Here is a 26,251-nt window from a genome sequence, read left to right as displayed (position 1 = left end):
ATAGAAATATTTAATGAACCAAAAAAAATTACCAGCAGATTCTGGGGCAATGACCTTAGGGATAATATCACTATCAATAGTATTGATAGGGTTTTGTTGTGGCTTGTTAGCTGTAGCTGCTTTAGTATTAAGTATTATAGGACTTGTAAAAGCTAATAAAAGTATAGCGCTGTATAGAGAAAATGAAGAATTGTATTTAGAGCAGAGCTATAAGAATGTTAATACAGGAAGAATTTTAAATATCATAGCTATCCCAATTAGTGGTATAGTATCCTTGATTATGATTGGGTATTATTTTCTTTATGGTGCAGCTGTATTATCATTTTTAACCCTTTTTGGTTCTATGGCTTCAGAAATGGAGAGGCAATCAACCTATCCTGATTATGAGTATTATGAAGAAACAACCGACTCTACAGATACTTGGGGAGACGATGATTATATTATAGAAGAAGAAATAGACTCTATTAACCTAGATTCAATTCAAGAATAAAAACTAAAATATTATGGCAAAAGAAATAGAAAGTGTAAACTACGGTTTGGAAAAAATATTTGACGGAGCTCAAGATTTTCTTCCTCTTTTAGGAACCGATTATGTAGAATTTTATGTGGGTAATGCAAAACAAGCTGCACATTTCTACAAAACGGCATTTGGTTTCCAATCCTATGCTTATAAAGGATTAGAAACTGGTTCAAAGGAAACAGTAAGTTATGTGCTAAAGCAAGATAAAATAAGATTAGTGCTTACCACACCTTTAAACTCTAAACATCCTATAAACAATCATATTGTTAAACACGGAGACGGAGTTAAAGTTGTGGCACTTTGGGTAGAAGATGCCAGAAGTGCTTACGAAGAAACGACCAAGCGTGGTGCAAAATCTTTTATGGAACCTATGGTTGAAGAAGATGAATACGGAGAAGTGGTCAGAGCTGGAATTTATACCTATGGTGAGACGGTTCATATGTTTGTAGAGCGTAAAAACTACAACGGAGTATTTATGCCTAAGTTTGAAAAATGGGAATCAGATTATAATCCAGAACCAGTAGGTCTAAAATATATAGACCACATGGTTGGTAATGTTGGTTGGGGTGAAATGAATACTTGGGTAAAATGGTATGAAGATGTTATGGGATTTGTGAATTTCTTATCCTTTGATGATAAGCAAATACATACCGAATACTCAGCTTTAATGAGTAAAGTAATGAGTAACGGAAATGGTCGTATCAAATTTCCGATTAATGAACCTGCAGAAGGAAAAAAACGTTCACAGATTGAAGAGTATTTAGATTTTTATGAAGGAGCAGGTGTGCAACACATAGCTGTGGCAACTGATGATATTATAAAAACCGTTTCGGACTTACGAAGTAGAGGTGTTGAGTTTTTATCCATTCCACCAGAAGAATATTATAGAGCTGTTCCTGGACGTTTAGAAGAATTTAGTCATGAACTTCGTGAAGATATAGAGACCCTAAAAAGTCTGGGTATTATGATAGATGCGGATGAAGAAGGGTATTTGCTTCAGATTTTTACGAAGCCAGTTGAAGATAGACCAACGTTGTTCTTCGAAATTATTCAGCGAATGGGAGCTCGTGGTTTTGGTGCAGGTAACTTTAAAGCGTTGTTTGAGTCTATTGAAAGAGAGCAAGAAAAAAGAGGAACATTATAAAAAAATAGCGCGTTTAACTCCTTAACTGTTAAACGCGCTGACAAAAAACCAACTCTATTCTCACATATAATTTATATGTTTTGATTAGCTCTACTATAACATCGTTAAAGTTTAAAAATGTGAGCATTAACAGAAATAATTATAAATTAATCTAAGGTTTTTGGATTGTAATTCAAGCTTTTAATACATTTGGAACAGTAATTGTATTTGTGATATTGGTAACACAGCAAATGTGTGCAATTGATTAAATTTACAAACTAGAAATTATGAAACATTTATTTACAATTATATTATTATTTGTAGGGTTTCACGCTCCAAGTTCACAAAAAGAATCTGCTTTCCAAGAAGGGGAATGGTTTAAGTTCGAAATGAGCTATAGTGGCTTTTTAAAAGCCGGAAATGCGACCTTAACTTTAAAGGATACAACTTTAGATGGTAAGCAAGTTTATCATGTTGTTGGTAAAGGTTGGACCACAGGTGCTATAAAGTGGTTTTTCAAAGTAAAAGATAGGTACGAAAGTTACTTCGATAAAGAAACTGGTGTGCCTTATAAGTTTATCAGAAAGATAGATGAAGGAGGTCATACTAAAGATATAGAAATAGATTTCGACCATAAAGCGCGAAAAGCTACAGTTAATAATAAGAAAAAGAAACAGGTTGAAACTTTCGCTACTGAGAAAGATGTTCAAGACATGGTATCCATGTACTATTACCTTAGGAATAGTATTGATATAGATAACCTGAAGCATGGTGATGAAATTCAAACTAACATGTTTTTCGATGAGGAAAACTTTGGTTTTAAACTAAAGTATTTAGGTAGGGAAACAATAAAGACAGAATTTGGTAAAGTAAAAACTCTAAAATTTAGACCATACGTAATGGCAGGTAGGGTTTTTAAGGAAGAAGAAAGTTTAACTTTATGGGTAAGTGCTGATAAAAATAAAATACCTTTGAAGATTAAAGCGGATTTAGCTGTAGGTTCTTTAAGAGCAGATTTAGTAGCTTTTAAAGGCTTAAAACATTCTTTCAACATAGAATTTGATTAATATAATATATGCACGATTTACATAAATTTGATGATATTGTAAAAGAGCTTCAAAAAAAGTACACTGCAATAGATCAAGATACTGATGACCACTTATACGGCTTGCTTTATAGCAAGCCGATTACATATTGGGATTATATACAAACTGATGCGCTTTTAAGTCTTCAGAACCAGCGCACTACACTTCCTGATGAAATGGTTTTTATAGCCTATCATCAAATCAATGAGCTTATTTTTAAGATGATACTTTGGGAAATTCATCAAGTAGCAGAAAGAGAAAATTTAGATGCTACTTTTTTCGAAAGTAAAATAATGCGTATCAGTCGCTATTTTGATATGCTCACAACCTCTTTCAACATTATGAGAGAAGGTATGGAAGTGGAGCAATATATGAAGTTTAGATACACTTTAACACCTGCAAGTGGATTCCAAAGTGCACAATACAGACTTATAGAATTTGCTTCTACAGAACTTATTAATCTAATTGATTACAGATTTAGAGCAAATATAGACCGAAACACTCCTTATACTCATGCCTTTGAGCACTTGTATTGGCAAGCGGCAGGAAAAGATCATAAAACTGGGAAAAAATCAACACTTTTAGTTAATTTTGAAAAACGATACAAAGACGAGTTTTTAAGATTTATGGAAACTTATAATACCAAAAATCTTTGGACACGTTTTAAAGAGTTGCCGCCAGAAGATCAAAAAGATGAAGATTTGGTGAAAGCGATGCGTCATTACGATTATACAGTCAATGTAACGTGGGTAATGGCTCATTATAATACAGCTGTTCATTATATAGAAAGTGGTCTTGGTGATGGAGAGGCAACAGGAGGTAGTGATTGGAAAAAGTATATGCATCCAAAATATCAGAAGCGTATATTCTTTCCAGAATTATGGAGTAAAGAAGAATTAGACAACTGGGGAAATAACTTATAATTAATGCATTTAAAAAAATATGTGGCAATAGTTTTTATTGCTGTGAGCATTTGGGCATGTAAAGATGATAATTCTGCTGAAAAAGTAGAAGAAAAGGAACTTGCCGAAATCGTTGAAGAGGAGAAAATATTAGAATTTGGTTTTAATCTTAAGGATTATGAGGTTAAACGAGACACCATTAGAAAAGGAGATACTTTTGGTGAAATTATGGGTCGTCATAATATAGGGTACCCTCAAATTTTTCAAATTGCAGAAAGGACTAAGGACTCTTTTGATGTTACTAAGGTTATACCAGGAAAACCTTTTACACTTTTATACTCTAAGGAATCTGTAAACGATAGTTTACCAAGCCCTGAAACATTTATCTATCAACCTAATCAAGAGCAATACGTAGTTATCAATCTTAAAGATTCTATTCATGCGTATACAAGCAGAAAACCAATAACTTATATTGAAAAAACAGCAACTGGAGTTATTGAAAATAACATATCACAAACTTTAGAAGAAAAAGGTCTAAGTCAAAGATTAGCCTATAAAATGGCAGATGATATCTATGCCTGGACCATAGATTTTAGAAGGCTTCAAAAAGGTGATCGTTTCAAAGTTATTTATACAGACAAATACATAGATGATACTATTTATGCAGGTGTTCATAATGTGAAAGCTGCTTATTTTGAGCATAATGGAGACTCTTTATATGCGTTTCAGTTTGAAACAGATTCTATTAAAGGAATTAGAGACTACTTTAATGAAGATGCTAAGAACTTAAGACGAGCGTTTTTGAAAGCACCAGTACAGTTTAGTAGAATTTCATCGCGTTACAACCTAAAACGCCGTATAGCTTATTATGGCTATAAAATTCGTCCGCATAAAGGAACTGATTTCGCAGCTCCTGTAGGAACACCAATCATGGCTACAGCAAATGGAACTGTGACAGAGTCTACAAGAAGAGGAGGTAATGGTAAATATGTAAAAATTAGACATAATGCAACTTACTCTACCCAATACCTCCATATGAAAGCCCAAAACGTGAAAAAAGGTCAGTTTGTAAAACAAGGTGATATAATAGGTTGGGTTGGAATGACAGGTAATACTGGTGGTCCGCATGTGTGTTATCGCTTTTGGAAAAATGGAAAACAGGTAGATCCTTTTAAACAGAAATTGCCAGAGGCAGAGCCTATTTCAGATAGTTTAAAAATTAAATATTTAGACTATATAGCACCGATAAAACAACGATTGGACAACATCTTTTTCTTAGAAGCAGAACCAAAAGAAAAAGAAAACTCAATTTCAGAAAACCCAATATCATAAATCAAAAATGGCATTAAAATCAACCAACCCAACTACTACAAACGCATGGAGTAAACTTCAAGCACATTTTGAAGATATAAAGACCGAGCATTTGAGAGATTTATTTAGCTCAAATGAAAAAAGAGCTGATGAGTTAACAATAAAATGGGATGATTTTTATGCAGATTTTTCAAAAAATAGAATTACCAAAGAAACTTTAAACCTTCTTGTAGAGCTAGCTAACGAAGTAGATTTAAAAGATGCGATTTCAAAATATTTCGAAGGTGAAATTATAAACGCCACAGAAGGAAGAGCAGTTTTGCATACAGCGTTAAGAGCTCCAAAAAAGGCTAAAGTTTTGGTAGGTGGCGAAGATGTTATTCCTGAAGTACATGCTGTAAAGAAAAAAATTGAAGACTTTACTAATGCTGTAGTTAATGGAATACACAAAGGGTATACTGGTAAAAACATTACAGATATTGTAAATATTGGTATTGGAGGTTCAGATCTTGGACCAGCAATGGTTGTAGATTCACTACAGTTTTACAAAAATCATCTCAATACGCATTTTGTAAGTAATGTAGATGGTGATCATCACAAAGAAATTATAAAGAATTTAAATCCTGAAACTACATTGTTTGTAATTGTTTCAAAGACATTTACAACTCAAGAAACACTTTCTAATGCCAATTCAATAAGAGCATGGTTTTTAGAATCTCAACCAGAAGAAGCGGTTTCTAATCATTTTGTGGCTGTTTCCACAAATGTTGATAGCGTAAAAGCATTCGGAATTGCTGAAGAGAATATCTTCCCTATGAAAGACTGGGTTGGTGGACGTTTTTCACTTTGGAGTGCTGTAGGCTTATCCATAAGTCTTGCCTTAGGTTATCAGAATTTTGAAAGTTTATTAGAAGGTGCTTATAAAATGGATGAGCATTTTAAAACTGCAGACTTTAATGCCAATATCCCTGTAACTTCTGCATTGTTAACAGTTTGGTACAATAACTTTTTTAAAGTAGAAAGCGAAGCAGTTATTCCGTATACACAATATTTAAATCAGTTTGCTACTTACCTTCAGCAAGGTATTATGGAAAGCAATGGTAAGAGTGTAGATAGGTCAGGGAATAAGGTAGACTATCAAACTGGAACTATTATTTGGGGCGAACCAGGAACAAACTCTCAACACGCTTTCTTTCAATTAATCCATCAAGGAACCAAGTTAATTCCAGCGGATTTTATAGGCTTTATAGAATCTTTATATGGAAATAAAGATCATCATGATAAGTTAATGTCTAACTACTTTGCACAGACAGAAGCTCTCATGAATGGTAAAACAGAAACTGAAGTTTTACAAGAGTTAAATTCTCAGAATCTTTCTCAAGAAGAAATAGACGTACTCCTACCTTTCAAAATATTCGATGGTAACAAACCAACAACTTCTTTATTGATTAAAAAGTTATCTCCAGAAAGTTTAGGTAAACTTATTGCTATGTACGAGCACAAAATATTTGTACAGGGTATTATCTGGAACATATACAGTTACGATCAATTTGGTGTGGAATTAGGTAAGCAATTAGCAAAATCTATACTTAAAGAACTTCAAAATGATGCTATTTCTTCACATCATGATGCTTCTACTCAAAATTTAGTCGACTTTTATAAGAAGAATTGTTAAAATTTGTTAAAAAGTTTTAATAAATTTTAATTGTGCGTGCATAATATTGGCGATTCTATAATTAACTTCGCGTCGACTAATTGTTAACATTAAGTTAATGTTACAGCTAGGTTAATGCGTAATTTTGCGCTGATGAAAAACCAATTAACTTAAATTTTATAATGAAAAAATTTAATCAATTTTTATGTATTGCTGTTTTGACATTGTTCTCAACAGTTATGTATGCACAAACCACTATCACAGGTAAAGTGATAGATGGTGATTTTAATTCACCTTTACCTGGTGCCAATGTAATAATTAAAGGTACTACAACTGGCGCTACTACTGATTTTGATGGTAATTTCACAATTACTACAGATTCAGGTTCTGGTGAGGTTGTGATTTCGTATGTAGGTTACATATCTCAAACATTTACTTTTGATGGTAATACCGATTTAGGAAGTATTACATTAATGTCTAGTGAAGTTGGTCTTGATGAAATTATGATTGTTGCTTCTGTTGCTGTTGATAGAAAGACTCCTGTAGCGGTTTCTACGATTAGAGCAGAAGAGATTTCTTTAAAATTAAGTACTCAAGAATTTCCTGAAATTTTAAAATCAACACCAGGTGTTTATGCTACTAGAGCAGGTGGTGGTTATGGTGATGGTAGAATCAACTTAAGAGGTTTTGATTCAGAAAATGTTGCTGTAATGATTAACGGTGTACCTGTTAATGACATGGAAAATGGTGCTGTATATTGGAGTAACTGGGCTGGGTTAGGTGATGTAACATCTCAAATGCAAGTTCAGAGAGGTCTTGGGGCTTCTAAAGTAGCGGTATCTTCTGTTGGTGGTACTATAAATATTATTACAAAAACTACTGATGCTGTAAAAGGAGGAAGTATAATGTCTAGCATAGGTAATAATGGTTATTTAAAGTATGGAATGACTTATTCCACAGGTCTTTCTGACAAAGGATTTGCAGCTACGGTTAGTGCTTCAAAAATTGGAGGTGATGGCTATGTAGACGGAACAGAATTCTCAGGATATAATTATTTTATTAGCTTGTCTCAGCAAATAAATGATGCTCATAGATTATCGTTCACTGCATTTGGAGCACAGCAAGAACATGGTCAGCGTTACAATCGCTCAACAATCGCAGAACTTCAGGCTACTGATTCTGGTCCAAGAAGAGCTAATAAGGATTGGGGATATAAAAACGGGGAAGTTTACCACCAATCATTTAACTTTTACCATAAGCCACAAATGTCTATAAATCATTTATGGAATATAAATGACAAATCAGCTCTTTCTACTGCATTATATGCATCTTTTGGTTCAGGTGGTGGTAGAAGAGATGAAGGTACTAAGATTGGTTCTAGCGAATATAGAATTGGTTCAGCAGGTTTACAGCCAATTGATTTTGATAGAATCGTTGAAGAGAATAGAGCAAATGGTGTAAATGGTTCTACAGATATTATTTCATCTTCTAGAAACTCTCATGAGTGGTATGGAATCTTATCTTCTTATAAAAATAGAGTTAATGATGCATTAACTATTTCTGGTGGTTTTGATGGTCGTTATTACATTGGTTCTCACTGGTACCAAGTGGATGATTTATTAGGAGGTCAGTTCTTCTTAGATAATGAAACAGACACATTTGCTTTTGGAAAACCGTTAAAGGTTGGAGATAAATACAATAAAGACTACGATGGTATTGTTGTAAGATATGGACTGTTCGGTCAAGCAGAATATCAAGTTACAGATGCTTTCAATATCTTTGTAGCGGCCGATGTTTCTAACAGTAGTTACAAGCAAAAAGAATATATGAATAATACTATAACAGGTAGCAGATCATCAGATGCTGTTAACTTTGTAGGATATGGTTTCAAAGGTGGTGGAAACTATAATTTAGATTCAAATAACAATGTATTTCTTAATGTAGGTTATTTCTCTAGACCTCCATTTTTAGATTCTGTATTTTTAGATGAAGATGGTATTGATGCTAACGAAGATGCAGTTAATGAAAAGGTATTTAGTGCGGAATTAGGATATGGTTTCCGTGGTGAGAAATTAAGTGCTAATGTTAATATTTACTATACTAACTGGTTAGATAAGTCTTACTCAGGATCAATAGGAACAGGTGATGATATCTTCTTTTACAACGTTTTAGGTATAGATGCATTACACCAAGGTATAGAATTAGATTTTAGATATAAAGCAACTGATGAGTTAACTGTTACTGGTATGGCTTCATTAGGTGACTGGAAATGGAAAAGTAATGTTTCTGCAATTGTAAGAGATCAAGCAGGAGAGCAAGTTGGTGATCCTATTGAGGTTTATGCTGATGGAATTAAAGTAGGTGATGCTGCGCAAACCACGTTTGCTTTAGGAGCTGATTATCAATTAGCACCAAAGTCTAATATTTATTTTGATTATAACTTTGCAGGAGACAATTACGCTTCTTATGATGTGACTAACAGAAGTAGTAGTAATACAAATGATGTTTGGCAACTTCCTGATTTTGGCTTATTCGATTTAGGTATGAGACATACATTCCAAATGGGATCATTTGAAGCTACTTTAACAGGTAAAATAAACAACGTTTTTAATACTGAATATGTTTCAGATGCTAACGATATAGATGGTACTGCTTCAACAGCGCAGGTTTATTTCGGTCCAGGAAGAACTTACAGTGTAGGTCTTAGAGTTAACTTTTAAAAAAAAACAATTAAAATGAAAAGAATAATTTATTGCTTAGCAATTTTTGGAACAATCTTCGTAGGTTGTAATCCAATGGAAGACATCTATGATGGCTTAGATACTAGTGCTGATCCAATTATTGGTACTGATAGTTATACATTAACTAGTGATGATTACGATGCCTTAAGCTTAGGTTTTGGAAGTTTTGATTCTGAACAACAAGCTAAGGATTCTATACCTCAATTATTAGAGGAGATGTATCCATTTTGGGGTGAAGGATCTCAGGTATTAGTAGGTTATGAACTATACATAGGTTCTGCAGAAGGTGTGAGTGATTATACAAACGCTGACATATATGAGTTTACAAATTCTGATTATGCAACAGCAGGAAGTGATGCTTTTGGGTTCTATCCAGATGTAGATGCGACTGATGAAATACCAGCAATTCTTGATGCACAAGTTGCAAGTCCAGTAGAGGGACAAATAGTTTTGGCTAAATATGATCAATATACTGAAGAACCAGAAGTTGGGTTAGCAGATTTGGTATCTTATAACTTTGCAGGAAGTTTTGAGGGTTGGACTGTCGCTGAAGAATTTGGTGGTGATGATGTTTGGACTTCTCAATCAGGTTACGTTCAGGGTAATAGTTACTTTGGTGGTCAAGTTGCAAATACAGAGTGGTTGGTGTCTCCAACAATTGACTTGACAGGGGAAAGCGATCTTAAATTTCAAATTACTCAAGAGTTAGATTATGCTGGTGATGCATCTTTATTAAAGATATATGTGTCTACAGATTATTCAGGTGATGTTTTAACTGCTACTTGGGATGAAATTATCCTAGCAAATCCTGCAACTGGTGATATGGCGTCTTCAGAAGATTATGATTTTTCTGCTTATGATGGGGAAGTTATCAATGTTGCTTTCAGATACGAATCATCAGATTCTGATGCTGCTAGATGGAGAATTGAAAGTTTGAAAATTAAGACATTAGGTGCTACAGGTGAAACTAACTCTAAAGGTGAGTACTTTATGTATTCAGGTGGTGCTTGGGAAGCAGTTGAAGGTGTTTATTACTTAAGCTCTATGGATTTTGACTCAATGGGTGAAGGATCAGGTCAACCAGGACAATATGATAATTTTGGTAGCTCAATACCACCAGACAATTATTTACCAACATTCTTAGAGTTAACATTCCCTTATGCTCAAGAAGAAGATGAATTATTAGTAATTTATGATTATTATTCAAGTTCAAGCGGAGCTCAAATAAGAGGTAATTCTTATACATATATGAATGGTGTATGGTCAGGTCATGAGAGTGTAATTTCTACGACTTTACAATTTGGATTTGAGGATGGTGTTTGGGTACCAGACAATACTATTAGATATACTATGGGTCCTGATGATTATGCAGCTATAGTTGCTGCATTAAGCTCTATTTATCCTGAAGCTACAACTAGTATGGATAATTATGGTAACATGGACAGAAGATCTGGGAATCCAGCAGAATGGACAAATCCTATGGTTCTTGATGCTATTAATATTGTATTAGATGAATTAGATCCTTCTGCTGAGGAAGAGCAAAAATATATTGTTACTATAGATATATATAATGGTAGTAATGGTACTGAAGATTTTGCTGTTATAAAAATGGGAGGTGAATGGGTTTATCAAGAATAAACTTTCACAAATACTAATAAAAAAGCCTATCAATTTTGATAGGCTTTTTTTTATTTATAGAAATTAAATTTCTTCCATTCTAAGCTTTCCATAATATGCTTAATATCCTTCTTAAGGTATTCAGAAGCAGGAAAAATAGAGTCATAATTAGGCTTGGCGTAAAAGTATAAAGAGCCACTTAAAAAGTGTTTTAAACTATCTGTAACGTAAAACTGAGATTGCGATGCGGCATCACCACCAACTTCGTAAAGCATGCCGTAAACCTTTTTCTTTTCGTTTTCAAAAACACTGCTCGATATTTCATCGGCTTTCATTGTATGTTTTTGGGTGAGGTTTTGCGCATCACGTAATAAGCTGTCTAGATTATTCTCGTTAACTTCTTTATATGTAAGATAAATGGTAGCTTTTAGGTTAGGATATTTAACATCCACACCTTTGGCATTGCTTGTTGATTTAACGGCTTTAATCGGATCTGATAATGTATTCTTTTCAAACGAAAATGGTAAAGGAATATTGGTCTTTTTATAACTAGCCTTTGGATATTCTAGCCTTAGATATCCTTTTGGCCTAGGTAGAGGGTCGTCACCACAACCCATTAAAAAAAGACTTAATATTGGTATTACAATTCGTTTCATTACTTAGTTATTAAGTATAGTTAGTTTTATCTGCTTAATCCGTTTTTTCTCCAAAGCTTCAATAGTAAAAACGTAATTTTTGAAATTTATTTTACTCCCGACTCTTGGGAAACCTCCTGAAATCTCTAAAACAAAACCGGCTAAAGTTTCGGCTTCGCCTTTAACGGTTTCAAAATCATTTTCACCTTCAATGCTCAATATCTTATATAGATCTTTTAAAGCGGTCTTACCTTCAAAGCTATAATTGTTATCGTCTAATTTTGTAAAGATAAGATCTTCATCGTCATATTCATCACTAATATCACCTACGATTTCTTCAATAATATCTTCTAAAGATACGAGGCCTGAGGTGCCACCATATTCGTCTACAACAACAGCTAAATGCACTTTTTTGGTTTGGAATTCTACCATTAAATCATCAAGCTTTTTATTTTCAGGAACAAAGAAAGGTTCTCTAAGAATCGATGTCCAATCGAAAGTTTTCTTATTAAGATGAGGTAATAAATCTTTAACGTAAAGTACGCCTTTTACGTTATCTATATTTTCTTCAAAAACAGGAATCCTTGAATAACCATTTTCTACAATTTCTTTAATGATGGTTTCAAATGGAGTAGCAATATTTAAAGCGAACAGATCCATTCGTGGTCGCATGACTTGCTTGGTGTCCGTGTTACCGAAAGAAACAATACCTTGTAACAGTTTCTGTTCTTCTTGAGTAGTGTCTTGATCGTTTGTAAGCTCTAGCGCTTGGGATAGCTGGTCTACACTAAGATTGGAGCGTTGTTTCCCAAAGGTATTCTGAATTTTTATAGTTACAAATCGCATCGGTAAACTAATAGGTGAAAAAATGACATCTAAGACCCTTAGAGGTCTTGCCATAAATGAAGAGAACTTTACGCTATTTCTACTCGCATAAATTTTAGGAACAATTTCACCAAATAATAAAATCAGAAAGGTGGCAGAAACAACCTCTAATAAAAACCGAATTATAGTATGTGTCACATTTTTAAATAGTGTTTCACCGATAAATGCAAACAACAATACAATAGCAATATTTATAAAATTATTAGCGACTAGTATAGTTGCTAACAGTTTTTTGGGACGCTCCAGTAGATTAGCGATAATCTGCATGTTTACAGATTTGTTTTCTAGACCTTCATCAATATTAGATTTGGTTAAAGAAAACAAGGCCACTTCAGCTCCAGAAATTAGGGCCGAACAAATAAGCAGAATAATAAGTAATACAATGCTCGTTATAAACGAGGTATTAGTGACTAATAAATTTGAAATTAAAACCGTGGGTTCTGGATCCAAGATAAATCAGGTTAAATTAATTAGAATGGCAAATCGTCATCTTCGTTGTCTGGCATATTAATAGCAGCAGAAGGCTGTTGAGGTTGAGCCATACTTTGCGAAGGGTTAGACTGCGGATTATTTTGCTGTTCGTTTTTGTTACTCAAAAAAGTAAAGTCTGTACATTGTATTTCTGTAGAATAACGCTCCATACCTTTGTCGTCTGTCCATTTTCTCGTTTTTATTCTACCTTCAATATAGACTTTATCGCCTTTGGTTAAGTATTTTTCACAAATTTCAGCAGCTTTATTTCTTACAACAATATTGTGCCACTCTGTGTTAGATACACGTTCGTTGGTTTGTTTGTTTGTATAGGTTTCATTTGTTGCCAATGGAAAACGACCAACACAATTCTTATCATCAAAATAATGCATTTTTACTTCATCACCCAAATGCCCAATTAGCATCACTTTATTCAATGTTCCCGACATAGTTATATTTTTTGTAAAATTAGTGTTTTTGAAAGTACTCCATTAAAAGTAATAAAAAAAATATGATTTCTTTAAGACTCAAAACTTGAACGCTTCAATGAATTCACTAATGAGAACAGGTGTTGGGTATTTCGTTATGTCTTTTATAGGAATAGCATTATCAGGTAGGTTTGCCATTTCAAGAATCCAAAATTTAGTGTGCAGATGTTGATGAGACAATTTATGAACCTTATCCATATCATTATATAGTGAGTAATCCACAACACTACTTTTTAACTGAACAGATTTTAAGTCTAAAAGATGAAATTCTTCAGCAGCTAAACTTTTTTTAGATTCTATAAGAGGAAATTGATAAAGATTTTGCCAAATACCTTTATTCGTTCGTTTTTCGAATAAGACATTTTTATCATTATCCAAACACACCAAAAAATTGAAATATTTAGTGGTAACTTTAGTTTTTTTCAATTTCACAGGAAGCTGGTCCACCATGTTTTTTTGAAGTGCAATACAGCTATCACTCAAAGGACATGTATCACAATCAGGATTCTTAGGTTTACACTGTAATGCGCCAAACTCCATAATAGCTTGGTTGTAGATAGCGGGTTCGTCCTTGTTAATTAATGAAACGGCTAGTTTTTTAAATTCCTTAATACCATTAGTAGAGTTTATAGGAGTTTCAATACCAAAATATCGAGAAAGTACACGGTACACATTGCCATCTACAACAGCAGCAGGTTCATTATAAGCAATTGAAGCAATAGCACTAGCGGTATAATCACCTACACCTTTTAATTTCAAAAGATCCTTATAGTTGTCTGGAAATTCACCTTTCAAATTAAAAGCAATATGTTTAGAAGCAGTATGAAGGTTTCTGGCTCTAGAATAATAACCCAAGCCTTGCCATAGTTTTAAGACGGCTTCTTCTGTAGCATTTGCTAGGTCAAAAACGGTTGGATATTGTTTAACAAATGCTTCATAATAAGGTAATCCTTGCTTTACTTGCGTTTGTTGTAAAATTATTTCTGATAGCCAAATATGATATGGATTCTGCGTTTCTCTCCACGGTAAATCACGCTTATTATTTGAATACCAGAAGGTTAAAATCTTGTTAAAATTCATGTAGCTTTTTAATGGTGCGACAAAATTAAAAGTTTATCATGTTAAATTTTAATTAATTAGGGTTGAAATATTGAAATTAAATTACCTATATTTGCAACCCTTAAGAATTTTATAGTAACCCCTAAAACTAGTAACAATGACAAAAGCCGATTTGGTAGCAAAAATATCTGACAAGTTAGGTATTGAAAAAGGAGATGTTCAAGCAACAGTAGAAACTTTCATGGAAGAAGTAAAATCTTCTTTAGAAGGTGGAGACAATGTTTATTTAAGAGGTTTTGGAAGCTTTATTATTAAAACTAGAGCTGAAAAAACTGGTCGTAACATCTCAAAAAATACTACCATCAAGATTCCAGCTCACAACATCCCAGCTTTTAAACCAGCTAAAGTATTTTTAGAAGGTGTAAAAACTAATGTTGAAGTGAACTAAAACATTAAAACAAAATATTAATTAAAAGCATTATTTATTATGCCAAGTGGTAAAAAAAGAAAAAGACACAAGGTAGCGACGCATAAGCGTAAAAAACGTAGACGCGCTAATCGTCACAAAAAGAAATAAGCTGAAAAAAAGTAGTTTAAGGACTACTTTTTTCAGTTTTAAACGTTCTTTGATATAGAAATTTAGAAAACATTTAATAGAGTGTTTCTAAGTTTGCTGGAAATCCCGATTACTCTCGGGAAACCTGTGTCAAAATAATTTAGTAATATCCATCTAACTCAATGAAGAGCTAGATATAAATTAACATTATGAACAAAGAATTAATCGTAAGATCGAGTTCAGATATTGTTGATTTTGCCTTATTAAAAGATGGAAAACTTATTGAATTACATAAAGATGAAGAAGATAACAATTTTGAGGTAGGTGATATTTTTATCGCTAAAATTCGCAAAGTTGTTTCTGGTCTTAATGCTGCATTTGTTAATGTAGGATACGAAAAAGATGGTTTTTTACACTATCATGATCTTGGACCACAATTACCTTCACTTTTAAAATTCATTAAGCGTGTAAGCACAGGAAAATTAAGAGATTATACGCTCAAGAACTTTCCTATGGAAAAGGATCTAGATAAGCACGGCAGTATAGCTAATGCTATCAAATCCAACCAGTCAATACTAGTACAAGTAGTAAAAGAACCTATTTCCACTAAAGGGCCTCGCATTAGTTCAGAATTGTCTATTGCAGGTAGGTACATTGTCTTGGTGCCTTTTTCTAACAGAATTTCTATTTCTCAGAAAATTGAATCGCAGGAAGAAAAAGACCGTTTAAAAAGACTTGTAAAGAGTATAACACCAAAAGGATTTGGAGTTATTATTCGTACTGTGGCCGAAGGGAAAAAAGTTGCTGAGCTAGATTCTGATTTACAAAATTTGCTGGATAGATGGACAGCAATGTGTAAAAAGTTGTACAAAGCGCACCATCCTACAAAAGTTTTGGGTGAAATGAACAAAGCCTCTTCTATTCTAAGAGATATTTTTAATGATTCATTTTCTGCCATTGTTGTAGATGACGAAGAATTGTACATCCAAGTAAAAGATTACGTGCAACAAATTGCACCGAAAAAAGAGTCTATAGTTAAGTACTATAAAAATGGAGTCCCTATTTTTGAAAAATTTGGTATCGAACGCCAAATTAAAACGTCATTCGGACGAACCGTTTCTATGGCAAAAGGAGCTTACCTTGTTATAGAACACACCGAAGCACTCCATGTTATAGATGTTAACAGTGGTAACCGCTCTAATAAAGAGAAAAACCAAGAAGACACTGCTTTAGAAGTAAATTTAATTTCTGCTACAGAAATTGCTCGCCAATTACGTTTACGTGATATGGGAGGCATTATTGTAGTCGATTTTATTGATATGGGCAAAGCAGAAAACAGAAGAAAACTTTACAATCATCTTCGTGACGAAATGAAAGATGATAAAGCAAAGCATAAGATATTGCCGCCGAGTAAGTTTGGTTTAGTGCAAATAACCAGACAGCGCGTTAGGCCAGAACGCAATATTAAAACAAAAGAAGAAAATCCTAATTTGGTAGGTGAAGAAATTGAAGCTCCAATTAAAGTAGTAGAGCGCATCAAACAAGACCTCGAAAGGATTTTTAAAAGAGACTATAAAAAGGTAACCTTAAATGCACATCCTTTTATAGCAGCCTTTTTAACTAAAGGTGTTCCATCAATCCGTTCAAAATGGTTTTTTGAACACAAAAAATGGGTAAAAGTTTTACCTAGAGATGCTTACACATATCTTGAATATCATTTTTATGACAAAGATGGTAACAAAATCAAATAATATCTATTAGAAAAGCCCAACTGAAATTTCAGTTGGGCTTTTTTTATTTGTAAGTTTTAAAAGTGTTAATCTCTAGACATAAAGATTCTTAGAATATACCAGAATAGTAACATAAGTGCAGCAAATAGACCTAAAGCAGCTGGCACATATTGGTCTTCAGAGTACTTATTAACTAGGTTAGAGGTTTGATATAATATACTTCCTCCTGCCAATAAACACATTGCTACAGAAAACCATAAACCAAGATTAAAACCGAATAATGTTCCAGCAATAATAAGCCCTATTGCTATAAAGAAACCAATGGTTAATCCAGTTTTTAAGAATGAAAAGTCTTTTTTAGTTAGTAATACAGCAGCAGAGAGTCCTGTAAATAAAGCTAAAGTCACTATGGCTGCTTGGTTCAATATTTCTGGTCCAGAATCCATATAAAATGCAGCTATTGCAATCATAGGAACGAAAATTAAAGCTTCAAAAAATATGTAAATACCATAGGCTAAATATTGCATATTTCTATCTGTGGTTTTTAGAGCCATGCCTTCAGCATAATTTGTAGCTAACATAAAACCTCCTAATAATAATAGCCATTTGTAGCCTTCGGTCATAGAGAACATAAACTCTACAACAGTATCACTTTGTAATAATAAATATTCGAAAAGAATAAAGACTAAGACTCCACCAGCAACATGTGCATAGGTTTTTCTATAAAAGGCAGCACGATCTACTTCAGATAGGCTACTTACCATAACACGTTCTGGTAATTGATTTGGCATTTGATTTTCCATAAATGATTGGTTTTGTTTATTGCAATGTAAGTATTTATTTACTAGACTAATAAAAAAAGCCCTGATTTCTCAGAGCTTTTGATTTTTTGTTTAAAATATGTTCTTTTTAATCTCTTCCGCCAAACACTTGAAGTGCCCAGTATAATAAAGAAGCTAAAGCACCAATTGCTGCTACCAGATAAGTTCTTGCTGCCCATTTTAAAGCATCTTCAGAACCTTTGTATTCTTCTGGTGTTACAATGTTTTTTGCTTTAAGCCAAGCTAAAGCTCTGTTACTAGCGTCATATTCTACAGGAAGTGTTATAAAGCTAAATAGTGTTGCAAATGCCATAAAGACTAAACCTGCAACGGCAATCCAGTAACCCAATCCAACTCCTGCAGCAGCTCCAAGAATTAGTCCACCAATCACTAGCCATTGAGACATACCTGAAGTCACGCTTACTATAGGTACCAACGCTGATCGCATGCCTAAAGCGCTATAAGCTTGTGCATGTTGTACAGCATGGCCACATTCATGAGCAGCAACAGCTGCAGCTGCAGCGTTACGCTGATTGTAAACAGCTTCACTTAAATTTACTGTTTTGTTTTTTGGGTTGTAATGATCTGTAAGTTGACCAGGTGTTGAAATCACTTCAACATCATAAATACCATTATCTGCTAACATTTTTTCAGCAATCTCACGACCACTCATACCGTTGCGCAATTGCACTTTGGAATATTTAGCAAACTTTCGTTTTAATTGATTACTTACTAACCAACTTACCAGTGCTATCGCACCAATCAATATATAATATCCTAACATAATTTCTAATTTTAACTATTGTAAATTTACTAAATGAATAGCAAAGAGTAAGCCAAATTTGAGTTAAGAAATTTTGTCAGTCTGGTTATTACATAGCATCAACAGACCAGTTGAAAGCTTCAGCAATTTCTTCATAAACAATTTTTCCTTTAACGACATTAAGACCTTTTTCAAGAGTAGAATCTTTTTTACATGCTTTTTCCCAACCTTCATTAGCCAATCGGATGACGTAAGGTAAAGTAACATTGGTTAATGCTAATGTAGACGTATAAGGTACTGCTCCAGGCATATTAGCTACACAATAATGTACAACATCATCAATGATATATGTTGGATCTTCATGCGTTGTTGGTTTTGTAGTTTCTACACAGCCTCCTTGGTCTACTGCAACGTCAACAATAACGGTTCCAGGTCGCATTTCCTTTAACATGTCTCTGGTAATTAAATTAGGAGCTTTGGCACCTTTGAGAAGTACACCACCAACAATTAAATCGTGATCTTTTATGCGTTTTCTAATATTATATTCACTTGAAAATTCAGTAACAACATGGTTAGGCATAACATCATTGACATAACGTAATTGTTTCATGTTTATATCCATGATGGTTACATGCGCACCAAGACCAGCTGCCATTTTAGCGGCTTGAATACCAACAACACCTGCTCCTAAAACCAAAACACGTCCAGGAGGTACACCAGGAACTCCGCCTAATAAAACACCACGACCTTTAATTGGTTTTTCAAGGTATTTAGCACCTTGCTGAATAGCCATACGTCCTGCAACTTCAGACATCGGAGTTAATAATGGTAATGAGCCATCTTTGTCCTCAACGGTTTCGTAAGCAATACATACCGCCTTGCTTTTTAGCATAGCCTTGGTTAAGGTTTCGCTAGAAGCAAAGTGAAAATAAGTAAATACGACATGATGCGGTTTAATTAGTGGGTACTCTTCAGCAATAGGCTCTTTTACTTTTACAATCATCTCTGAAGACGCATAAACTTCTTCAATTGTATCTAAGACAATAGCACCAACATCAATGTAATCTAAATCAAAAAAGCCGCTTCCAAAGCCGGCTTCTTTTTGCACATAAACGGTATGACCGTTTTTTATAAGTTCGTAAACTCCGGCTGGTGTCATACCAACGCGGTTTTCGTTGTTTTTAATTTCTTTTGGAACTCCGATTTTCATATCAAGTAGATTTTGAGATTAACAGCTATGTGAAGTACTATTAAAAAATTAAGCTATGCAAATTTCGATATGAAGCTGAAGTCATTTTTTCGGAATTATTATTATGGAAAGCTTTTTTTGAAAAAAACTCAATAAAATGCTCATTTTTAGAAAAATACGTTATTAGACTAATGTCTTATTGCTTCGATGAAGTGAATAGTTATAAATAGCATTTTGGTTCTCGATACAAAATCGCTTATGGCGATTTCACTCGAACTGACGTGAACCGAAAATATCCAGTACGTCACATCGAGTGTTTTGTGAAGCATGAACAAAATGTATCGAGATGCTAAACAGTATTAAGACCTAGTATGCTAAGAAATCTTATATTTAAAAATGAAATTATCGTATGTCTACATTCTTAAGTGCTCTGATAACAGCTATTATATTGGTATTACTTCTAATCTAGAACAAAGAATAGTGGAACATCGTCTAGTTAGATATGTAGAGAGTTACACATATTCTAGAAGGCCTATTGAGCTGGTTTTTTATTCTGAATTTACGGATATCAATCTTGCTATTCAAACAGAAAAGCAAATTAAAAAATGGTCGAGAGCTAAAAAAGAAGCTTTAATTAGTAATGAGTTTGAAAAACTACAAAATCTAGCTAAAAAGAAGTTTAAATAAGTTCTCGATACAAAATCGCTTATGGCGATTTCACTCGAACTGACGTAAACCGAAAACATTTAGCACGTCACATCGTATGTTTTGAGAGGTACGAGCATAATGTATCGAGATGTAATATGTTCTATAGCATCTAAGATTTAAGCTCAAATTGTAATAAGTCAGTTTTTAAAAATTAATAAAACACTTACTCTATTGCCAAAGACACCAAAATAACGGTATCTTCAAAAAACTCAACTAATAACTGATCTTCTTGCTGTTCATTAAAACTTGGTGCTCTTCCAATGTTGTAGAGGATAATGTCTCTCTTGTTTTGTAGTATTGAATTTGGCTCTCCTAAAATTTCTAGAACTTCGAATTTTGATTTTCCTAATAACACATGAGATTCAATAAGATCATCAATCATTTTGTGTCTTGAAGTTGGATTAGCTTTCCAGTCTTCTGCTGAGAAACGCTTTTCAAATTGAAAGATGAGGGATATACTAATAATAAAGGCTAAAAAGAAAATTAAACCAATGGTGTTTTTTCTATTTAGCCTTAATTTCATTAGAAGTAATTTTCTATCCTACTATATTTACAATCTTACCAGGTACCACAATGACCTTTTTAGGAGTACGACCTTGTAATTGTTCTTGTGTTTTATCGTGAGCTAAAACTGTTTTTTCAATCTCGTCTTTACTCATATCTAATGGTAATTCTAGCGTAAAACGCATTTTGCCATTAAAAGAAATAGGGTAATCTTTAGAACTTTCTACCAAATGCTTTTCTTCAAATTTAGGGAATGAAGCTGTAGAAATAGATGCTGTATGTCCTAGTTGTTCCCATAATTCTTCAGCGATATGTGGAGCATAAGGTGAAATTAAAACTAATAACGGTTCTAAGATTTCTTTGCTTGTACACTTTTGTGCTGTAAGCTCGTTAACCGCAATCATAAATGTCGATACAGACGTATTGAACGAGAAATTCTCGATGTCTTCCTCCACCTTTTTAATGGTTTTATGGAGGGTTTTAAGAGAAGCCCCATCTAACTTCCCCGAAGGGGGAGAACTCTCACTCGTGACGTAAAATGTTCCATTTTCTCCTTGGTGGAATAATCTCCACAGCTTCTTTAAAAACCCGTGAACACCAGTAATACCAGCTGTGTTCCAAGGTTTGTATTGCTCTAATGGACCAAGGAACATTTCGTAAAGACGTAAACTGTCTGCTCCGTATTCTTTACAAATGTTATCTGGATTAACAACGTTGAACCAACGTTTTGACATTTTTTCAACCTCTCTTCCTACTATATATTTACCGTCTTCTAATATGAATTCAGCATCTTTAAATTGTGGTTGCCAAGCTCTTAATCTATCTAAATCAACTTCATCAGATGAATTAACAATATTAACATCAATTCTTATTGGTGCAATTTGTACTTCTGAGATCTCAACATCTGAATCTATTGATAGATCTCTTTTAAGATACTTAATAAGTTCTTTTAAAAGTGGATTATTATCATTTTTATGAACCCTTTTGTAGCTAGACCCTTCTCTTAAACTTTCTATAATGCTTAATGATACATAAACGTTAGACCCTACCTCTAATTGTAAAGTACCATTGTGGTTTGTACCAGAATAGTGTAATCTGTAGGCAATTGCACTAGTCCCAAGTATCATTCCTTGGTTAATCAGTTTTTTTGCAAATTCATCAACAGGTACTAAACCTTTATCGAACATAAATTTTTGCCAAAAACGTGAGTAGAGTAGGTGACCAGTAGCATGTTCACTTCCACCAATATACAAGTCTACTTGTTGCCAATAATTCACCGCTTCTTGAGAAAAAATAGCTTCATCATTATGCGGATCCATATAGCGGTTAAAGTATTGCGAACTTCCTGCCCAACCTGGCATAGTGTTTAACTCTAGTGGAAAAACCGTTTTGCTATCAATCTTATCATTATCTACAACGGCATTAGTTGCGGTATCCCAAGCCCATGTTGTAGCATTTCCTAATGGTGGTTCTCCAGTTTCGGTTGGTAGATATTTTTCAACTTCAGGAAGGGTTAATGGCAAATGCTTGGCATCAATCATTTGTGGCATGCCATCTTTGTAATATACAGGGAATGGTTCGCCCCAATAACGCTGACGACTAAATACAGCATCGCGCAATCTATAGTTGGTTTTGCCTTCACCTTGCCCAATTTGTTCCAATTCAAAAATGGCGCGCTTGGTGGCTTTTTTATAGTTCATGCCATTAAGGAAATCACTATTGGCAATTTTTACGTTGTCTTTTGATGCGTACGCTTCTTCAGCAATATCTACACCTTCAAAAATATTTGGAATAGCAATATCAAAATGCTTGGCAAAATCATAGTCGCGTTGGTCTCCACAAGGTACAGCCATTACAGCACCAGTACCATAGCTTGCCAATACATAGTCTCCAATCCAAATTGGAATTGGTTCTTTAGTAAATGGGTGCTCAGCATAAGCTCCTGTAAACACACCAGAAATGGTTTTTACATCTGCCATACGGTCGCGCTCACTACGTTTTGCTGTAGCTTCAACATACGCGTTAACAGCTTCTTTTTGTTCTGGGGTTGTAATTTTTGATACCAAATCGTGCTCCGGTGCTAAAGTCATAAAACTAACTCCAAAAATGGTATCAGGACGTGTGGTGAATACTTCGATAGTTTCATCATGATTATTCACATTGAAAGTCACTGACGCACCAACCGATTTTCCAATCCAGTTACGTTGGCTTTCTTTTAGTGAATCTGTCCAATCTATAGTTTCTAACCCTTGAAGTAAACGTTCCGCATAAGCAGTAATACGCATACTCCATTGTGTCATTTTCTTTCTTATTACAGGATGACCTCCACGCTCAGAAACACCATTTACAATTTCATCATTGGCTAAAACGGTTCCTAAAGCAGGACACCAATTCACTTCGGTTTCTGCCAAATAAGTCAATCTGTATTTTAAAAGGATATCTTGTTTTTCAACTTCTGAAAAGTCTTGCCATTCTGCAGCAGAGAAGTTTGGTGTGTCTTCATCGCAAGCAGCATTTACATTGGTATTACCTTCAGTTTCAAAAATCTTGATAAGATCAGCAATATCATCTGCTTTATTAGACTCATTATTATACCAAGAGTTGAACAGTTGAATGAAAATCCACTGTGTCCACTTGTAATATTTAGGATCTGAGGTACGGACTTCGCGAGACCAATCGAATGAAAATCCGATTTGGTCTAACTGACGACGGTAGGTTGTTATATTTTCTTCAGTGGTAATGCGTGGGTGCTGACCCGTTTGTATCGCATACTGTTCTGCAGGCAAACCAAAAGAGTCATAGCCTTGAGGATGCAATACGTTAAACCCTTTATGACGCTTGTAACGTGCATAAATATCGCTGGCAATGTAACCTAACGGATGCCCAACATGCAAACCAGCTCCACTTGGGTAAGGAAACATATCTAGTACGTAGTACTTTGGTTTGTCCGAGTTGTTTTCGGCTTTAAATGTTTGGTTTTTTGCCCAGTGATCTTGCCACTTTTTTTCTATGTCGTTGAAATTGTATTTCATCAGTTTTAGTTCCTTGTAATAAAGGCACAAATTTAGTGGTATTACAACAGAATTAAAAACTAAACGTTGTAATGTTCAACTAAAGAAATTTCTTTATTATTTTTACATCTTAAATCCGAATTAATCCATGGCATCATCTTTTGATAAGTACCAAAAGCGAAAATTAATATCTTCATATGTATCTGTAGTTATCAGTATTGCATTGGTCTTGTTTCTTTTGGGATGTTTGGGCTTGTTGGTTATCAATTCTAAAAAAGTAGCTGATCATTTTAGAGAGCAAGTGGTAATGACGATTTACCTGAATGATACGGCCAAGGATGTTGAAGTCAATCAGTTAAAGAAAAGCTTGGCTATGGCTGAGTATACCAAAGAAGCTGAATATGTTTCTAAGGAAGCAGCCGCCGAACTTATGAAAGCTGAAACAGGTGAGGATTTTATGGATTTTGTAGGCTATAATCCGTTGAAGAATTCCATTGATGTGTACTTAAAGGCCGATTACGTAACGACTGAAAAACTTACTGAAATTACCGAGAGTCTTTCTAACAAAAGCTTTATTGAAGAAATACGATACGATAACGATTTGGTAGAATTGATGAATGATAACGTGAAAAAAATCACAGTTTGGGTTCTTATTATAAGTGCTGTATTTACGTTGATTGCAGTATTGCTGATTAACAGTTCTATACGTTTAGCCGTATATTCTAAACGATTTATCATTAAAACCATGCAAATGGTTGGTGCAACAAAGAGTTTTATCCGCAGACCATTTGTTTGGAAAAGTGTTCAATTAGGAATTATTGGTGCTATTGTTGCTTTAATTGGTATGGGAATAGTATTGTATTATTTGGATATAACATTCCCAGAATTAGAATTGCTCAGAAACATGGTGTTAATCGTGGTGCTCTTTGTTGGGATATTCCTTTTAGGAATCGTCATCACTTGGATTAGTACCTTTATCGCGACGCAACGTTTCTTGAATTTGAAAACGGATCAGTTGTATTATTAAATTTAGATTCTCTTAACGCAGAACTTTTAAATAAAACTGTTACTTTGCAATAACAAACTAAACTAGTATGGGCGAACAAAAACGTAAAGAAGCTACAAAGTCTGATTTTATCTTCGGGAAAAAGAACTACAAATTTATGCTGATAGGTTTAGCGATTATTATACTTGGTTTTATTTTAATGTCTGGTGGTGGTAGTGACGATCCTAATGTTTGGAATCCTGATGTTTTTAGTTGGAGACGTATTCGATTGGCACCAACACTTGTGCTTATTGGTTTTGGTATTGAAGTTTATGCTATTCTTTTAAATCCGAATAAAAAATAATAAGTTACCTTTTCGTTTTAGTTGCAAAATCTTTGGCAATTTCGGATAAATATTGCTTTGTGTTTGTTAAGGCATCTTCAAGATTTCTTGCTCTATCGATAACTGATGCACTGTAATCGATTCCCATATTAAGAAGCTCTTTAGGGCTTAAATCTACGCTACCACAAAATGTTGCCACTTTAATCCCTTTTGGTTTTACAGATTTTAAAATACCATCTATTGCTTTTCCTGAAAGTGTTTGGCTATCTAGTTTGCCTTCGCCAGTAATAATCCAATCTGCGTTGTCTATTTTTGTGTTAAAATTAGCTATTTGCTTTACTAATTCTATTCCAGGTGATAGTGTTCCGTTTAAAAAAGTAATACAACCTGCTCCCATTCCCCCAGCTGCTCCTGCTCCTGCAATTTCTTGAATATTTACATTGAAATGGTCTTCTAAAATTTTTGAAAAACTTTGAAGTCCTTGGTTTAAGAATTCAATATCACTATTTGAAGCACCCTTTTGTTTTGCGTAAACATAAGCAGCACCATTAAGTCCATAAAGTGGGTTTGTAACATCACAAGCTATTTGAATTGCTACCGATTTTAATCGCGGATCTACATTAGAATCGTCGATGGTTTTAATCTTAATTAACTCGTTGCCTATTGGTTTAACTTCTGTATTGGTTTCATCTAAAAAACGATAGCCCAAAGCCGTAGCCATACCAATGCCACAGTCGTTCGTAGCACTTCCTCCAATTCCTAGTATAATGTGCTTTGCACCTTTATTAATCGCATCTAAAATTAATTGTCCTGTGCCGAATGTTGAGGTATGTCTACAATTTTGTTCGTGTGATTTTAAAAGTTTTAACCCAGATGCTTCAGCCATTTCTATAAATGCAGTTTTAGAAGCTTGAGCATATAAATAGTTTGCCTTTACCTTATTAAATACTGGATTATTAACTTCGACTTCTATTGTGTCTCCGTTAAGGTAATAATTAACAACTTCTATAGTACTATCACCACCATCTGCTAAAGGTACGTTAAGAACCTCTGCATTGATGGTTTGTTTAAAAATTGGTGCTACGATATTACAAAACTCTATACCTGTCAATGAGCCTTTATATTTATCTGGTGCTAATATAATTTTCAT

General features: G+C 34.1%; 23 protein-coding genes. 13 read left to right on the top strand and 10 right to left on the bottom strand.

The features are described from left to right. The first annotated feature begins 13 nt into the window (after positions 1-13). The 8 genes from QGM60_RS05455 to QGM60_RS05420 all read left to right on the top strand — a co-directional run bounded on the left by QGM60_RS05455 (position 14) and on the right by QGM60_RS05420 (position 10,974). Entirely contained in the window at positions 14-490 is a 477-nt protein-coding gene (locus tag QGM60_RS05455; protein WP_281139213.1) for a CCC motif membrane protein, read from the top strand. Between the two features lie 13 nt (positions 491-503). Next, positions 504-1,664: a 4-hydroxyphenylpyruvate dioxygenase gene (gene hppD, locus QGM60_RS05450; protein WP_281139212.1), complete on the top strand. Its 1,161-nt coding sequence runs from the start codon at positions 504-506 to the stop codon at positions 1,662-1,664. Between the two features lie 266 nt (positions 1,665-1,930). Continuing rightward, the gene (locus tag QGM60_RS05445) at positions 1,931-2,710 is read left to right on the top strand and encodes a DUF3108 domain-containing protein (RefSeq protein ID WP_281139211.1); all 780 of its coding nucleotides are present in this window, start codon (positions 1,931-1,933) and stop codon (positions 2,708-2,710) included. Between the two features lie 8 nt (positions 2,711-2,718). Further along, positions 2,719-3,651 (top strand): tryptophan 2,3-dioxygenase family protein, encoded by a 933-nt coding sequence (locus QGM60_RS05440; RefSeq protein ID WP_281139210.1) that lies wholly within the window; start codon positions 2,719-2,721, stop codon positions 3,649-3,651. A 3-nt stretch (positions 3,652-3,654) separates the two neighbouring features. Then, complete coding sequence (locus QGM60_RS05435; protein ID WP_281139209.1) at positions 3,655-4,962, top strand: peptidoglycan DD-metalloendopeptidase family protein; 1,308 nt, start codon at positions 3,655-3,657, stop codon at positions 4,960-4,962. Between the two features lie 7 nt (positions 4,963-4,969). Continuing rightward, the gene (gene pgi, locus QGM60_RS05430) at positions 4,970-6,616 is read left to right on the top strand and encodes a glucose-6-phosphate isomerase (RefSeq protein WP_281139208.1); all 1,647 of its coding nucleotides are present in this window, start codon (positions 4,970-4,972) and stop codon (positions 6,614-6,616) included. Positions 6,617-6,777: 161 nt separating this feature from the next. Continuing rightward, positions 6,778-9,315, top strand: a complete 2,538-nt coding sequence (locus QGM60_RS05425; protein WP_281139207.1) for a carboxypeptidase-like regulatory domain-containing protein — start codon at positions 6,778-6,780, stop codon at positions 9,313-9,315. Positions 9,316-9,330: 15 nt separating this feature from the next. Next, complete coding sequence (locus QGM60_RS05420) at positions 9,331-10,974, top strand: choice-of-anchor J domain-containing protein (protein WP_281139206.1); 1,644 nt, start codon at positions 9,331-9,333, stop codon at positions 10,972-10,974. A 50-nt stretch (positions 10,975-11,024) separates the two neighbouring features. On the opposite strand, the gene gldD is transcribed toward QGM60_RS05420, so the two are convergent. The 4 genes from gldD to mutY all read right to left on the bottom strand — a co-directional run bounded on the left by gldD (position 11,025) and on the right by mutY (position 14,512). After that, the gene (gene gldD, locus QGM60_RS05415; RefSeq protein WP_281139205.1) at positions 11,025-11,609 is read right to left on the bottom strand and encodes a gliding motility lipoprotein GldD; all 585 of its coding nucleotides are present in this window, start codon (positions 11,607-11,609) and stop codon (positions 11,025-11,027) included. A gap of 3 nt (positions 11,610-11,612) precedes the next feature. Then, positions 11,613-12,923 carry a gliding motility-associated protein GldE gene (locus QGM60_RS05410; protein ID WP_281139204.1) on the bottom strand — a complete coding sequence of 437 codons (1,311 nt, stop codon included), beginning with the start codon at positions 12,921-12,923 and terminating at the stop codon, positions 11,613-11,615. Between the two features lie 20 nt (positions 12,924-12,943). Continuing rightward, a complete protein-coding gene (gene ssb, locus QGM60_RS05405; protein ID WP_281139203.1) occupies positions 12,944-13,393 on the bottom strand; it encodes a single-stranded DNA-binding protein in 450 nt (149 codons plus the stop codon). Between the two features lie 78 nt (positions 13,394-13,471). Next, positions 13,472-14,512 (bottom strand): A/G-specific adenine glycosylase, encoded by a 1,041-nt coding sequence (mutY, locus tag QGM60_RS05400; RefSeq protein WP_281139202.1) that lies wholly within the window; start codon positions 14,510-14,512, stop codon positions 13,472-13,474. Positions 14,513-14,648: 136 nt separating this feature from the next. Between mutY and QGM60_RS05395 the strand changes: the two genes are divergently transcribed. After that, positions 14,649-14,939: an HU family DNA-binding protein gene (locus QGM60_RS05395; protein ID WP_155088089.1), complete on the top strand. Its 291-nt coding sequence runs from the start codon at positions 14,649-14,651 to the stop codon at positions 14,937-14,939. Between the two features lie 317 nt (positions 14,940-15,256). Beyond that, the gene (locus tag QGM60_RS05390) at positions 15,257-16,798 is read left to right on the top strand and encodes a ribonuclease E/G (protein ID WP_281139201.1); all 1,542 of its coding nucleotides are present in this window, start codon (positions 15,257-15,259) and stop codon (positions 16,796-16,798) included. A gap of 65 nt (positions 16,799-16,863) precedes the next feature. Here QGM60_RS05390 and QGM60_RS05385 read toward each other — a convergent pair whose 3' ends face one another. The 3 genes from QGM60_RS05385 to ald form a co-directional block, all read right to left on the bottom strand. After that, on the bottom strand, positions 16,864-17,580 hold the full coding sequence (locus tag QGM60_RS05385) for a Bax inhibitor-1 family protein (protein WP_281139200.1): 717 nt from the start codon (positions 17,578-17,580) through the stop codon (positions 16,864-16,866). Positions 17,581-17,686: 106 nt separating this feature from the next. Then, complete coding sequence (locus QGM60_RS05380; RefSeq protein ID WP_281139199.1) at positions 17,687-18,382, bottom strand: zinc metallopeptidase; 696 nt, start codon at positions 18,380-18,382, stop codon at positions 17,687-17,689. 88 nt (positions 18,383-18,470) lie between these two features. Beyond that, positions 18,471-19,571, bottom strand: a complete 1,101-nt coding sequence (gene ald, locus QGM60_RS05375; RefSeq protein WP_281139198.1) for an alanine dehydrogenase — start codon at positions 19,569-19,571, stop codon at positions 18,471-18,473. A 375-nt stretch (positions 19,572-19,946) separates the two neighbouring features. Between ald and QGM60_RS05370 the strand changes: the two genes are divergently transcribed. Beyond that, positions 19,947-20,237: a GIY-YIG nuclease family protein gene (locus QGM60_RS05370; protein ID WP_281139197.1), complete on the top strand. Its 291-nt coding sequence runs from the start codon at positions 19,947-19,949 to the stop codon at positions 20,235-20,237. A 184-nt stretch (positions 20,238-20,421) separates the two neighbouring features. On the opposite strand, the gene QGM60_RS05365 is transcribed toward QGM60_RS05370, so the two are convergent. Continuing rightward, positions 20,422-20,781, bottom strand: a complete 360-nt coding sequence (locus QGM60_RS05365) for a hypothetical protein (protein ID WP_281139196.1) — start codon at positions 20,779-20,781, stop codon at positions 20,422-20,424. 13 nt (positions 20,782-20,794) lie between these two features. Then, complete coding sequence (locus tag QGM60_RS05360; protein WP_281139195.1) at positions 20,795-23,794, bottom strand: class I tRNA ligase family protein; 3,000 nt, start codon at positions 23,792-23,794, stop codon at positions 20,795-20,797. A 127-nt stretch (positions 23,795-23,921) separates the two neighbouring features. On the opposite strand from QGM60_RS05360, the gene QGM60_RS05355 reads away from it, so the two are divergent. Further along, positions 23,922-24,800 (top strand): permease-like cell division protein FtsX, encoded by an 879-nt coding sequence (locus tag QGM60_RS05355; RefSeq protein WP_281139194.1) that lies wholly within the window; start codon positions 23,922-23,924, stop codon positions 24,798-24,800. Between the two features lie 67 nt (positions 24,801-24,867). Further along, positions 24,868-25,122 carry a DUF3098 domain-containing protein gene (locus QGM60_RS05350; RefSeq protein WP_281139193.1) on the top strand — a complete coding sequence of 85 codons (255 nt, stop codon included), beginning with the start codon at positions 24,868-24,870 and terminating at the stop codon, positions 25,120-25,122. A 4-nt stretch (positions 25,123-25,126) separates the two neighbouring features. On the opposite strand, the gene QGM60_RS05345 is transcribed toward QGM60_RS05350, so the two are convergent. Continuing rightward, on the bottom strand, positions 25,127-26,251 hold the full coding sequence (locus QGM60_RS05345; protein WP_281139192.1) for a glycerate kinase: 1,125 nt from the start codon (positions 26,249-26,251) through the stop codon (positions 25,127-25,129).

The sequence above is a fragment of the Winogradskyella sp. SYSU M77433 genome, from assembly GCF_029911945.1.
Classification (GTDB): Bacteria; Bacteroidota; Bacteroidia; order Flavobacteriales; family Flavobacteriaceae; genus Winogradskyella.
The sequence above is the reverse complement of the archived record's forward strand: the minus strand, read 5'-3'. Positions and strand labels throughout refer to the sequence as shown.